Genomic DNA, 13,647 nt, shown 5'->3' with positions numbered 1-13,647 from the left:
GATAGAGCTTTTGTAGGGCTTTAGCAATTTCTTTAATACGCTTAGATTCTATGTAGCGTGGGCTATGTGGGACAAGGATAAAACCAAACATATCTATGGCATTGCATTTTATACTATCTTGTGGATTTTGATTGTTTGTAGTTTTTTCTTTCGCTCCCTCTTGTGCAAGGGTAAGCGCATCATCAAGATTTGTAATGCCACATATTTTCAGTAAAGGCTTAGAATCAGTGCTATTTTGTGCATTTAGGGTAGGGAAGATATGCCTATAAAAGCGCGGTTGCTCTGTTTTGCCAAGCATAAAGGCACTTTTGAGTGATTGTAAAGCGTGGGTTGGATTATGATGTGAGACAAGATAGCTCCCACATAATAATCCACTAAAGCCAAAACTACCTACCATAAAGGCAGACGAGGGGGAGTTGATAGCAGATTCAAAAATCACTTCACTATCAGGTAAAGCATCTTTAAGCACACAGGCAGTAGGAATATCAATTTCAAAAGTGTGGAGATTGCGCGCATTAATGCCTACAAGCTTAGGTGCAAGAGGCGCGATAAAATCAATCTCTCTTTGCGTATGCACCTCAATGAGCGGAGTAATGCCATATTGGAGGCATTCTTCATAAATGGCTTGAAAACGCGCAAAACCCTCTTTTTCATCAATAAACATTGCGCTAATGAGTAGAATCATATCTGCTCCAGCGCGGTAGCTGATTGCAATTTCTTGGGGGTATTGGATAAAATCCTTGCGCAAAACGCAAGCATTAGGAAAAGCATTTTTGACTGCCATTAAATCAAGCAAACTCCCATTAAAATGCTGTTCCTCACATAGCACAGATATAGCCCCTGCTCCACCATTAAGATAATCACCTGCAAGTTTTGTAGGAGAGGGGATTGCCCCGATTTCTCCCGCAGAGGGCGAGGCGCGTTTAATTTCAGCAATAAAAAGCATAGGCTCAAAGCGGGGTTGCACAAGTGGGTGGATTCTTTCCTGTGGGATTTCATAACCAAAGCCAAAGCCCTTCTTACTAATATCTTGTGCGCGTTTGGTGCTAATTTGAGCGAGGACTTCTACCATAAATTATATTCCTTGCATTAATGCTTAGTGTATAGAAATGTATCATACAGAATCTACCATAGCTTGAGCCAAGATTCTATCATATTAAGGTAATTGGAGAGAAGGTAAGTGTTGTGAAGTATAGATTGTGAAGTATTAAACTAAAGTTATGAAGCTTATAAGTGTTGTATTTGTGGGCTTTTATCTTTTGTATTATTTATTGGTTTACTAAAACTAAAACATAATTAAGCACAAAGCGAGAAATTCCTTTGGTGTTAGCATAGGTTAATTTTAAAAATTTAAGATTGTGCGCATTTTATTTAAGTTTTTGAAGGAGATGTTGTGAATAAGATTTTAAGCATAGCATTGTGGGCAGTTGTGTCCTTGCTAGGTGCGTGGTGTTTTGGTGTTTTAGCATTGCATACAGGAGAGAGTATTTCTGCTGTATGGATAGTGGTAGCAGCAGTGTGTATTTATGCAATAGGCTATCGTTTTTACTCAAAGTATATTGCATATAAGGTGCTAGGGCTTGATAATAATCGCGCTACTCCTGCAATAGTGAATAATGATGGACACGATTTTGTGCCAACAAATAAAATTGTGCTTTTTGGGCATCACTTTGCAGCAATAGCAGGGGCTGGACCTCTTGTAGGACCAATCCTAGCTGCTCAAATGGGGTATTTGCCGGGTATGATTTGGATTGTTGTAGGCGTGGTGCTTTCAGGGGCAGTGCATGATTTTACAATGCTTTTTGTTTCTATGCGCAGAAATGGCAAGTCTTTGGGAGAGATTATTAAGCTTGAGCTTGGTAAGCCTATTGGTGCTATCGCAATGGTTGGAATCTTGGGCATTATGATGCTTCTTATTGCTGTTTTGGCACTCATAGTTGTAAATGCCTTGGCTGAATCTCCTTGGGGGCTTTTTACGATTGCTATGACGATTCCTATTGCCATATATATGGGGCTTCATATGCGCTTTATTCGTCCGGGCAAGATTGGTGAAGCAAGTATTATAGGTTTTGTGCTTTTGCTTTTAGCCCTTTATTTTGGACGTGATGTGGCGCAAAATCCCACTTTAAGCGATATATTTACACTTACTCCTGTTGCGCTCACTTATGTGATGATTGTATATGGTTTTATCGCAGCTATTTTACCTGTATGGTTTTTGCTTGCGCCTAGGGATTATTTAAGCACATTTTTGAAAATTGGTGTTATTGTGCTTATGGCAGGGGGAATTTTGATTGTGATGCCTCAAGTGCATTTTGAGAGTGTTACAAAATTTGTAGATGGCACAGGACCTGTGTTTAGCGGAGAGCTTTTTCCATTTCTTTTTATTACTATTGCTTGTGGGGCAATTAGCGGATTCCACGCGCTTATCTCAAGTGGAACAACGCCTAAAATGCTTGAGAGAGAATCTCACGCGCGAATGGTAGGTTATGGCTCAATGATTATGGAATCTGCTGTGGCGGTTATGGCACTTATTGCCGCAGTAACCCTCACTCCGGGCTTGTATTTTTCTATCAATGTCGCACCTGCAGGACTTGGCACAGCCGGTATTAAAGATGTGACAGAAGCGGCAGTGATCGCAGCACAAACTATTAGCTCTTGGGGCTTTGTTGTTTCGCCTGAAGATATTTTGGGTATGGCAAGGGATATTGGGGAAAATAGCGTTTTGAGCAAAACAGGTGGTGCGCCGACTTTTGCGATTGGACTAGCTACTATTATTTCTCAAGTGCCGCTTTTTAATCAAGGCTCTATGGCATTTTGGTATCATTTTGCGATTTTGTTTGAAGCCCTCTTTATTCTTACCGCAGTCGATGCAGGCACAAGAACAGGACGTTTTATGGTGCAAGATATATTAGGCAATGTGTATAAGCCTATTGGCAATATTCATTCGATGTTTTGGGGCATAATAGCGACTTTGATTTGTGTGAGCGGTTGGGGCTATATCCTCTATCAAGGTGTTACTGACCCACAAGGTGGCGTTAAATCACTTTGGACACTTTTTGGTGTATCAAATCAAATGCTTGCGGGCATTGCATTGCTTACTTGTATTACCGTGCTTTTTAAAATGGGCAAAGCAAAAGGAGCGTGGGTGGTGATTCTCCCTGCTGTTTGGGTGCTTACTACTACACTCTATGCGGGTGTGTGCAAACTCCTTCCTGCAAATGGCGAGAAAGTGCATGATGCAGTCAGTCATATTGCTCTTTGGCAGAATAATAGCGCAAAAGCTGCAGCAAAACTGCAAGAAGTCGCAGAGGCAGAATCTTTAGGCTTAGATGCTGATATGATTGCAAAATTGAGCGATGAAGCAGGAAAACTTTCAACCATTGCAACAAATAATCTCATCAATGCGGCACTTTGTGCGCTATTTATGGTTGTTACTTGTTTAGTGCTTATTCAGTGCATAAGAATCTGTCTGCGCTGCATTAAAGGCACAAATACGCTTCCACTTGCTGAAGCACCTTATCGTAAAGCAAGTGAGTTTGAAAATCGTATGGCAGGATTCCATTAATCTTGTTAAACCCATATTGCAATCTCTATGCTTTTTGGCATAGAGATTGTTTGTATTTTGCTCTATTTTCCCTCTTTAAGGCTTATTCTTATTTCATTTTACAAAGTGCTTTTGCTTATTTATATCAATTAAGTAAAAATTATTTTACTTTTTTTTAATATATATATATATATATATTAAAAAATTATAAAAATATTTAAGTTTTATTTGCATTTTTTATAATTTATGTTATACTAAAGCTTTCAGTAAAAATAGCCATTAATATTATTATGGAGGGCTTATGAGAAGTATTATACTTGTGATGTTATGTAGCATTTGCTTTGCTGCGAATGCAAATGAGCTAAAAAGCGGAGGGGATATGAAGCTTGGGCTAAATATCGCACATCTTGCTCATAATGCGGGGGAAAGCCATATGGATTCATTGCATACGGCTTTGTATCTCAATGCTGATTATATTTTTACAAATGGCATATTGATTGGTGCAGATGTTTTACTTGGAGCGAGTGTGGGGAATATCAATAAACACTTTCCTCTTCAAGGCACAGAGAATCTCACAAGCCAACCCCCTGTAGGCAATGAAAATATTCTCGCTGATGGAAGTTATCGTGTGGGCTATGCCCTTAAAAGACGAAGTATCGATGTGCCTTTATATATGGCTATTGGCTATAAAACGACAAATTTTGTAGCCGGCTCTGTCAATATTCCAAGTGTTGGAGAAATCCAAGCCGCTTATTTGCCTTTTGAATTAGGAGGAAATATCAGGGTAAGCCCTCGCCTTGCTTTTGAGTATCTTTTAGCCTATGATGTGGGCTTATCTCAAAAAATTCTAGTAGTTTATGATAATGGAAAAAATTCTACCAAGCTTTCAGCCAAAAAGGGCTATGGATTACGCTTAAGCTTGGGGAGTAGGTATTATGTGAGCCAAGAAGTATATTTTTACGCCAATATTTTAGCTTCATATCAGTTTTTTGGAGAATCCCAAAGTGCAAGTATTAGCATTTCAACTCCACCTAATGGAGCGACAATAACCCCCGGCTATATACCCGGAAGCTCTGTTGTCTCTTATCCTCGCTCATATATCAGCTATGTGGGCTTACGATTTGGCATTGGATTCTAGGAGGGTAAAATGAAAACACATATTTTATATCGTATATTTGTGATTTTTGCTATATCTTGCGCATTAAACGCTGCTGATATAGATTTTACATCAAATACTCAATCAAAATGGCAAACAGGGCTTATTAAAAGTGGCTTATATCGCTCACTTGGCTTTTATAGTGGATATTATCGCTACAATGAACCTGAAGTAATGTCTATGGATACACTTATGTTTGGGCTTATGGGGCAAGTGGGGCTAATTTCTCAAGCAGGAGTGAAGCTTGAGGGGACTTTGCGCGTGAATTATGCTCTTGGGCGCTACACTGGAAGTATTTTAGATGTGGATAATCCTGATAGAAACGGAGAATCTTTAAACTCTCTTATTGGCTCAATCGCTGGAGATGTAGAGCTAAAAGGCGGATATAATCTCTTAGGCTCTTTAGAGAGAGCAACACTTTATTTACAAACTGGGCTAGGCTATTATCTTAATCGCACTGAATTTATGGTAATGGATAGGATTCAAGGTTATTTGTATGTGCCTTTGGAGCTTGAAGGAGAGGTGCTTATCAATCCAAAAATTGCCTTTACTTATGGTGGCGGATATCGTTATCTCATCTTTGGTAATCATCTCTCCAAAGCAACTAAATATGGTGTTACAGATGATTTGAGGGTTATGCAAAAAGAAGGATTTTCTTTTGTAGCTTTTATTGGGGCAAATTTTTTTACAAAATCACAGCAGTGGCGTTCTGTGAGGCTTATCTATGAATATTGGAATATAGGAGATTCAGATAGAGTAAGAACGACAAGCATTTATAATCCAAGCAATGTTGTAAATCTATATGAGCCTAAAAACAATACACATCGCCTTTTTATTCAATATAGCTTTGGCTTTTAATTAAAATAAATACGATATTATCGTGTCTTAGATTCTATAAAAGGCACGCCTATTATGAAACAAAAGAGTAAAATGAGTTTTTCGCGCAAGCTTTGGTGGCGGAGATTAAAAGCTCTCTATCGGCGCAGTGATAGGTTTTTTCATCTACTTGTGGGTATGCCAAGCTACGATAAATATATTGAGCATATGAGAATCTATCACCCCGATAGGATTCCTAAAACGCAAAAAGAATTTTTTGCCGATGCCTTAAAAGCAAAATATGGTGCAGGAAGAGCAAAATGCTGCTAGAATCTAGCTTTATTATCCTAATAAGATTTTTAAAATGCTATTTAAGGCAGAGGTAATAAAAAAGCACCAAAGCACATATATTCACACATACGCGTATATTCAATACAAGAGGTTTAATGCTAGGCTATATTCTTAAACGCTCCTTTCTCATTATCCCTACGCTCATAGGCGTGATAAGTATTAATTTTTTGCTTATGCAGCTTTCCCCGGGGGGACCTGTTGAGCGCACGATTGCAAAAATTGAAAATGAGGGGCGCGGAGGCGAGGCAGTAGCAGGACAAAATAGTCTCTATAAAGGCTCGGTTGGGCTAGATTCTGAACTTATTGAAGAGATTAAAAAACTTTATGGTTTTGATAAGAGTTTGGGTGAGCGATATGTGCAGATGCTATGGAATTTTGCTCATTTTGAGTTTGGAGAGAGTTTTTATGCAAAACAGAGTGTGCTTTCCCTCATTGCCCAAAAATTGCCCGTATCTATTTCACTTGGTGTTTTTAGCACACTTATTATTTATCTTATCTCTATTCCTCTAGGCATCGCAAAAGCCTTGTATAATGGCTCGCGCTTTGATGTGATAAGTAGTGTAATTATTATCGTGCTTAATGCCATACCGGCTTTTATGTTTGGCGTAATGGCTATTGTGCTTTTTTGTGGAGGGAGCTATTTTGAGCTTTTTCCTCTGCGAGGACTAGTGAGTGAGGATTTTGCATTTTTAAGCTTGTGGGGAAAAATAAAAGATTATTTATGGCATTTATTTTTGCCTGTGTTGTGCATTTCTATTGGGGGATTTGCGACTTTGTCTATGCTTAGCAAAAACTGCTTTTTAGAGGAGATTCACAAAAGCTATGTGATATGTGCAAGGGCTAAAGGGGGGAGTGAAAATCATATTTTATATAGGCATATTTTTCGCAACGCAATGCTTTTAATCATCAGTGGATTTCCGGCTGTCTTTATTGGAGCATTTTTTAGTGGGAGTTTGCTGATTGAGATTATTTTTAGTCTTGATGGCTTGGGGCTTTTAGGCTATGAGAGTGTGGTTAATCGTGATTATCCTGTGATTTTTGGCACGCTCTATATTTTTACTTTTATTGCCCTTGTGCTAGGCATTATCACTGATGTGTTGTATTATTTTATCGACCCACGTATTCATTTTGGAGCAAAAAATGTTTAAGGGAGTGCAGGATTCACATTTAAGCATTGCTCAAATGCGTTGGCGCACTTTTAAGCAAAATAAACGCGCTTTCTACTCCCTTGTGCTTTTTTTGATACTTTTTTGCTTAAGCCTTGGTGCAGAATTGATTGCTAATGATAAGCCGCTTTTTATCTATAAAGATTCTAAAATGTATTTTCCTGTGTTTGTTGATTATCCTGAAACTGCCTTTGGTGGGGATTTTGAAACTTGGAGCGATTATTTAGATAGTTATGTTAAAGATGAGCTTTTAAAAGACGCCTTTGTGCTTTATGCGCCTATTCCTTATAGTTATGATAGTATCATTATGGATTTACCCACTCAAGCCCCAAGTGCGCCAGATTCTAAGCATATCCTTGGCACAGATGATAAGGCAAGAGATGTGAGTGCGAGATTAATTTATGGGTATAGAATCTCCATTATCTTTGCGCTTATTTTATCGGTATGTAGCGTGTTTATAGGCGTTTGTGCAGGGGCGATACAAGGCTATTATGGTGGAATGGTAGATTTAGTGGGACAAAGGCTTATTGAGATTTTTAATGCTGTGCCTATTTTATTTGTGATTATTATCATCTCAAGCGTGTTTGAGGCGAGTTTTTGGTGGATTTTATGTGTGGTATTGCTCTTTTCGTGGATGATACTTGTAAATCTTGTTCGTGCGGAATTTTTAAAAGCGCGGAATCTCGAGTATGTCCGTGCTGCAAGGGCTATGAATGTGAGCGATAGGCGCATTATGTTTGTGCATATTTTACCCAATGCAATGAGCGCCACGCTTACCTTTGCTCCTTTTATTATGGCAGGGAGTATTGTAACCTTAAGTAGTCTTGATTTTTTAGGATTTGGTATGCCAGTGGAGAGTGCGAGTTTGGGGGAGCTTTTGGCACAAGGCAAAAATAATCTCTCCTCTCCTCATTTAGGAATCACTGCATTTATGGCTCTATGCGTGTTACTCTCTGTGCTTGTTTTTATCGGTGAGGGATTGCGTGATGCGTTTGATCCACATATTAAATTACAAAGAAGTGCAGGGGATAGAGAGGCTATTGATTTTATAAAGGAAAAAAATGCTAAAGATTTCAAATCTTAATGCCAACTTTGCGCATTCTAGCCATTTTGCATTAAAAAATATTGCCTTGCACATCGCGCCACAAGAAAGAGTAGCTCTTGTAGGAGAATCTGGCTCGGGCAAGAGCAGCTTAGCACAAATGATTTTACGACTTCAGCCAAGTATGGCGATTCAAAGTGGTGAAATTTGCTTTAATGGCACAAATATACTTCATCTTAATCCCAAACAAATGCGTTCTTTGCGCGGTAATGAAATCGCCTACATTCCCCAAGAGCCGCTCTCAAGTCTTAATCCTCTTCAAAAGGTGGGCAAACAGATTTTAGAAAGCTTTTATCTTCACGCTTCCTCATTACACCCGCATTTGCGTGGTAAGGCATTGCATCAAAAAGCACAGGAGCGACTTGAAGAGCTTTTAGCTCTTGTGGGCTTAGAGGCATATTTGGCACAAAGCTATCCTTTTGAGTTAAGCGGGGGACAAAAGCAGAGAGTAGCTATTGCAATGAGTATTGTAAATAATCCTACTTTGCTTATTTGTGATGAGCCTACAACTGCGCTTGATGTGCTTGTGCAAAAGCAGATTATGGAGCTACTCTCCACCCTTAAACTTAGCTCAATTTTATTTATTAGCCACGATTTGGGTGTAGTGAGAGATTTTTGCGATAAAGTCATAGTAATGAAAGAGGGTGAGATAGTGGAGCAAAATAGCACAGCACATATTTTTAGTTCTCCTAAACACCCTTATACACGTTTTTTGATGCAATCTCTTTTACTCCCACAAAGAGAGAACAAAATAACGCAAGAGCAGGGGTTAGATGAAGCTCAAATAGAAAATGAAGTATCGCCTACTTCGCACGCAGAAAATCTCAAAGAAAATGCACTTTTAAAAATAGAGAATCTAAGCGTAGGTGTGGAAAAAAGAGCTTTTTTAAAAACGCATTTTAAACCTCTTGTGTCAAATGTAAGCTTTACTTTGCAAAAAGGGCAGATTTTAGGGGTTGCCGGAGCTTCTGGGAGTGGGAAGTCAAGCCTTGCACTCGGGCTATTAGGATTACTGCAAACACAAGGGGCAATATATTTTCAAGGTCGCCTTCATTCAAAACCAAAGGATTTTTATGCCTTAAGAGATGCTATAAGTATCGTTTTTCAAGATCCTTTTTCCTCACTCTCACCACGATTTAGTATAGGCGATATTATTGCAGAGGCTTTGGGGGGGAAATTTGCCACTTTTAAAGACAAAGTGGCTTGGGCATTAGAATCTGTAGGCTTAGAGGCATATTATGCACAAAGCTATCCTTTTGAGCTAAGCGGGGGACAAAAGCAGAGAGTAAGCCTTGCGCGTGCTATTGTGCGAAAACCTCATATTTTGCTCCTTGATGAGCCAACTTCTGCACTTGATAAAAGCTCTCAAAAGCTTATTTTATCACTTCTTTTAGAGTTACAAGCGCGTTTAGAAATGAGCTATATTTTTATCACACACGATTTAGAGATTTTACAAGCTTTAAGTGATGAGATTCTTATCTTAGACAAAGGGCGTGTGGTAGAGCAGGGGGAAAGCAAAGAGGTTTTTAGCAATCCGCAAGATGCGTATGCAAAAAGCCTTATAGAAGCATTTTTTAAAAAGAGTTCAAAATGATAGAAAATAGTTTTGTTTTACTCAAAGCTCTTAAAACTTATAGGCTTTTAGAGGGAAAAGGAGCTTGGTGGTGGGCAAATGAGGGGAGTTTTGAGGTAATTTTGGGTGCAATACTCGTGCAGAATACGCAATGGGATAAAGTAGAGGCAATGCTTGGTTCTATGCGGAGGGCTGGGATTTTAAGCGGGGATTCCCAAAAAGACTTGGAGCAAATGGCGCATATAGAATCTTATGTGTTGCAATCGCATATTCTTGGCTTACAAAGGCAAAAATCAGCTTATATTATTGGGCTTTCACGTGCGATTTTGGCAGATTTTTTGGATTTTGTATCCTTTCAAAATGCAGTGGATTTTGAGTGGCTTATCGCTCAAAAAGGCATAGGAAAGGAGAGTGCGTATGCGATACTCAACTACGCGTGTAAGCAAGAAGTAATGGTGGTGGATAGATATACCTATAAACTTTTATGTGCGCTTGGTAGGGAGATAGAGGACTATGAGGAGCTAAGAAGCTTTTGTGAGGCGGGAGTGAGGGAGAATCTAGGGCTTGTGTATGAACTCTATGCGCAGGATAAGGATTTGTGTGATATGAGCCTAGCGCAGATTTTTGCTCGATTTCACGGCAAGATTGTGGAATTTAGCAAGAAAAAAGGCGATATACGCGCTGTGGTTGAAAAGATAGAAAAATGAAGCGAGTTTGGGAGAGAATATATTAAGCAAACTTTGTGTGCTATGAGATTCTTAATTGCAATAAAATTTATGAGAAAAATAATTTAATCACTTGGCAATATCGCGTGGTTTATTGCTATGATTATAAAAGTTTATAGGGATTATGGTATGGGTATTTTGTGGGAATCTTATATAGCAACAGAGCCTCAAGATAATCTTAGCGCTAAAGATAAAGCATTGCTTTTTGGTGATGCTAAAGCCCAAGCAAATGTAGCGATTTTAAGCGAAGAAGAAATGAATGAGGCGACAGGGGAGAGTTGGTTAGCCTATTTAAGAGTAAGTGCTTTGGTTTATGGTTTGGATTGGGGAATGTGTAAGCTTGGTGGAGGCAAAGATTGTAGCTTGAAGCTAGAAACGAGCTTTCCTTTCTAAATTCTCATTATGCGTAGGCTCATTTTCTTATTATTTGTAGTTACTTCCTCGCAGAGCTGTGAATATTATATGCGAGGTGGTTGCTACACTATGCAAATGGGTTTAGGTGCTTATGCTAATAGTCAGTTTTTTACTCCCTCTACCCTCACGAGCTTTGGTGGGTATGTGAGCCCACACTTTGCGTGGTGGAATACGCGGTGGCACGCTGGGCTTGAGGGAAACTTTGGCATTGCGAGGGTGAAGGGCGATAGCGCAAAAAGCCTTTTATTTTTTGAGGAAAGTAAGCACACAAATAGCGGTTTGCTTGACATCGCCCTTTTTGGCGGGGTGAATCTAGGCTCACTCCAATCCCCTCTTTTCTTAGATATACTTCTTTTTACACATTTTAATATCTACGACCAAAGCTCACATAGCATTGAAAATGGCTTTTATTATGCAGGAATTCAGCTCTCACAAATCCTCTCCATAAACGATTTTTGGAATCTTAAGTGGGGGCTTGGCTATGGGTATATGCTCATTGGATTCTACGATATTAATGTAAGTGCAAATTTGCCCTACCCCTATGCAATCCCCTCGCGTGTGAAGTCAGAGGCTAATCACTTGCTCAAAGCCTACATCACTCTTACTATGGCGCGCTCTTATTATGTGCGCCTTAATGCAATGTATCTTACGCCCACGGATTCTCAAAGCTTTGTGCTATATAATGACAATGTAAGCTTTTCGCACAATGGCAATATGATGCTTGGCTTAGAATTTGGCTTTAATCTTACTTTTTAAGGAATATTAATGCTTCATAGAATCTATGCTCTTTTGTGCATAGTCGTTTTTGCCTTAAGGGCGGAGTATTATTGTGATGAGTTTAAATGTAGCGATTATAAACTTGGACTTGGTGGGTTAGCTGGGACTCACCATAGTTCTTTACATAGGCTTTCAATACAAGCTATCACACTCAATGCGCTTTTTTCTCAATATACTTCACAATATGGTTTTATGTGGGATATACGAGTGGGTGCTGTGAGCGCAAATGTGCATAGTGCGCAAAGTAAGCTCTATGACAAGGAGAATTTTCGCACTTTTGGCGCACATATTGATAGCACTTTGTTTTTTGCTAAAAATATCAAAAATGATGTGCATAATCCTTTCTTTGTGGGGATTGTGCTTGGGGGGAGTGGCTTTATCTTTGATGAAAAATATGCTGTGCCAAATATTGCGCTTTTCACACTCGGGCTTGGGCTTTCTTCCTCGTATCTTTTACAAAATAATCTCGCCTTTGAGTATGGATTTTCTTATCATTATGGCGTATATGGACTTTATAGCTCTTTTCATTCATATACGCCAGATAACTTTGGGTATAATGCAAATCATTCCTCCCTTAAGCCAAATAACCACCAAATTCGCGCCTTTGTAGGAATCCACAACAATAAAGCCTATGGTTTTTATACCAAACTTCATTTGAGTTTGACGCATTTAGATGCAGCGAGGAATCCTGTTACAAATCGCTTAGGTGTCTCAAGTGTCTATCCCTCTGCTTTGCAGGCATTTTTTGGTTTAGAATGTGGCTATGGATTTAGCAAATGGCTTTAAATTGCAATATTTTAAAGCACTTTTTACAAATTTTAAAGTAGAATCTGTGCGTTTTACACTACATAAGGAGGAAATATGAGAGAAGTGCGATGCGAAGATATTACATCTGCGGTTGCTAAGCTTGCTATTAATGCGTGTTGTATCCAAACACCTGATATTAAACGCGCTTTTAGCGTTGCAAAGGGGAATGAAAAGTCTGCGTTGGGACAAAATATCCTTAATACGCTTATTGAAAATGGCAAGATTGCAGAAAGCAATATGATGCCAATTTGCCAAGATACAGGAATGACTGTGGTATTTGTGGATATTGGGCAAGATGTGCATATCACAGGAGGCTACCTCGAAGACGCCATTAATGAGGGCATTAAAAAGGGCTATACAGAGGGATATTTGCGTAAATCTGTCGTGGAAGAGCCACTCTATGAGCGCAAAAATACGACAAACAATTCCCCTGCAGTTATTCACACACGCATTGTTAAAGGAGATAAACTCCACCTCAAAGTTTGCCCAAAAGGCTTTGGGAGCGAAAATAAAAGCGTGCTAAAAATGCTTGTTCCTGCCGATGGCATTGAGGGTGTAAAAAAAGTTTTTACCGAAGCAGTCAAACTTGCAGGACCAAATGCCTGTCCTCCTATGGTTATTGGCGTGGGTATTGGTGGCACAATGGAAAAAGCGGCGATTTTAGCTAAACAAGCTGCTGTGCGCGAGATTGATTCTAAAAATCCTGACCCACGATATGCTAAGCTCGAAGACGAATTGCTTGAAATTGCTAATAAAACCGGTGTGGGACCGCAAGGCTTAGGTGGAAGCACCACAGCGTTTAAAGTCAATGTGGAATGGTATGCTACACACATCGCAGGGCTTCCTGTAGCGGTAAATATCAACTGCCACGCTGCGCGCCACGCTGATATTGAACTTTAAGGAGGGGAATATGGCAGAACCAAAGAAAATTACAGCACCTTTGAGTAAGGAAGTAGCGACAAGTCTTAAGGCAGGCGAGAGTGTGCTTATTAGCGGCACGATTTTATGTGCACGTGATGCAGCACATAAGGTTTTAACTGAAACACTTGCAAAAGGGGAAAAGCTCCCTGTGGATTTAAAAGGTGAGACAATTTATTATCTTGGACCAACTCCTGCAAAGCCTGGAAATGCGATTGGTAGCGCAGGACCTACAACAAGCGGGAGAATGGATAAATACACACCTACAATCATTGAGCAGGGCATTCACGGAATGATT

The 13,647-nt window shown here is 39.5% G+C and carries 14 protein-coding genes; 13 read left to right on the top strand and 1 reads right to left on the bottom strand.

The genetic code is table 11. The annotated features are described in order from the left end of the window. The coding region (locus tag J1E28_RS06145) for a bifunctional indole-3-glycerol phosphate synthase/phosphoribosylanthranilate isomerase (protein WP_291027819.1) at positions 1-1,072 on the bottom strand (1,072 nt) is incomplete at its 3' end. A gap of 321 nt (positions 1,073-1,393) precedes the next feature. On the opposite strand from J1E28_RS06145, the gene J1E28_RS06140 reads away from it, so the two are divergent. The 13 genes from J1E28_RS06140 to J1E28_RS06080 form a co-directional block, all read left to right on the top strand. Further along, positions 1,394-3,565: a carbon starvation CstA family protein gene (locus J1E28_RS06140; protein WP_291027817.1), complete on the top strand. Its 2,172-nt coding sequence runs from the start codon at positions 1,394-1,396 to the stop codon at positions 3,563-3,565. Between the two features lie 280 nt (positions 3,566-3,845). Then, complete coding sequence (locus J1E28_RS06135) at positions 3,846-4,682, top strand: hypothetical protein (RefSeq protein WP_291027815.1); 837 nt, start codon at positions 3,846-3,848, stop codon at positions 4,680-4,682. Between the two features lie 9 nt (positions 4,683-4,691). Next, positions 4,692-5,558, top strand: a complete 867-nt coding sequence (locus tag J1E28_RS06130) for a hypothetical protein (RefSeq protein WP_291027813.1) — start codon at positions 4,692-4,694, stop codon at positions 5,556-5,558. Positions 5,559-5,630: 72 nt separating this feature from the next. Further along, positions 5,631-5,846: a KCU-star family selenoprotein gene (gene kcuS, locus J1E28_RS06125; protein WP_291027821.1), complete on the top strand. Its 216-nt coding sequence runs from the start codon at positions 5,631-5,633 to the stop codon at positions 5,844-5,846. A gap of 116 nt (positions 5,847-5,962) precedes the next feature. Next, positions 5,963-7,015 carry a microcin C ABC transporter permease YejB gene (yejB, locus tag J1E28_RS06120; protein WP_291027811.1) on the top strand — a complete coding sequence of 351 codons (1,053 nt, stop codon included), beginning with the start codon at positions 5,963-5,965 and terminating at the stop codon, positions 7,013-7,015. Beyond that, positions 7,008-8,117, top strand: coding sequence for an ABC transporter permease (locus J1E28_RS06115; protein ID WP_291027809.1), 1,110 nt, complete (start codon positions 7,008-7,010; stop codon positions 8,115-8,117). Before yejB ends, J1E28_RS06115 begins: the two co-directional genes overlap by 8 nt. Beyond that, the gene (locus tag J1E28_RS06110; RefSeq protein ID WP_291027807.1) at positions 8,095-9,729 is read left to right on the top strand and encodes an ABC transporter ATP-binding protein; all 1,635 of its coding nucleotides are present in this window, start codon (positions 8,095-8,097) and stop codon (positions 9,727-9,729) included. The genes J1E28_RS06115 and J1E28_RS06110 overlap by 23 nt, the downstream gene beginning before the upstream one ends. Beyond that, the gene (locus tag J1E28_RS06105) at positions 9,726-10,415 is read left to right on the top strand and encodes a 3-methyladenine DNA glycosylase (protein ID WP_291027806.1); all 690 of its coding nucleotides are present in this window, start codon (positions 9,726-9,728) and stop codon (positions 10,413-10,415) included. Before J1E28_RS06110 ends, J1E28_RS06105 begins: the two co-directional genes overlap by 4 nt. 147 nt (positions 10,416-10,562) lie before the next feature. After that, positions 10,563-10,826 (top strand): hypothetical protein, encoded by a 264-nt coding sequence (locus J1E28_RS06100; RefSeq protein WP_291027804.1) that lies wholly within the window; start codon positions 10,563-10,565, stop codon positions 10,824-10,826. Between the two features lie 90 nt (positions 10,827-10,916). Next, positions 10,917-11,603 carry a hypothetical protein gene (locus J1E28_RS06095; protein WP_291027803.1) on the top strand — a complete coding sequence of 229 codons (687 nt, stop codon included), beginning with the start codon at positions 10,917-10,919 and terminating at the stop codon, positions 11,601-11,603. A 9-nt stretch (positions 11,604-11,612) separates the two neighbouring features. Then, entirely contained in the window at positions 11,613-12,410 is a 798-nt protein-coding gene (locus tag J1E28_RS06090; protein WP_291027801.1) for a hypothetical protein, read from the top strand. A 75-nt stretch (positions 12,411-12,485) separates the two neighbouring features. After that, the gene (locus J1E28_RS06085; protein WP_291027799.1) at positions 12,486-13,331 is read left to right on the top strand and encodes a fumarate hydratase; all 846 of its coding nucleotides are present in this window, start codon (positions 12,486-12,488) and stop codon (positions 13,329-13,331) included. A gap of 10 nt (positions 13,332-13,341) precedes the next feature. Further along, positions 13,342-13,647: fumarate hydratase C-terminal domain-containing protein (locus J1E28_RS06080; RefSeq protein WP_291027797.1), on the top strand; the 306-nt coding region annotated here is incomplete at its 3' end.

The sequence above is a fragment of the Helicobacter sp. genome, assembly GCF_022511165.1.
In the GTDB taxonomy this organism is placed as follows: Bacteria; Campylobacterota; Campylobacteria; order Campylobacterales; family Helicobacteraceae; genus Helicobacter_C.
Note: the sequence above shows the minus strand (reverse complement) of the source record. Positions and strands in the feature narration are given on the sequence as shown.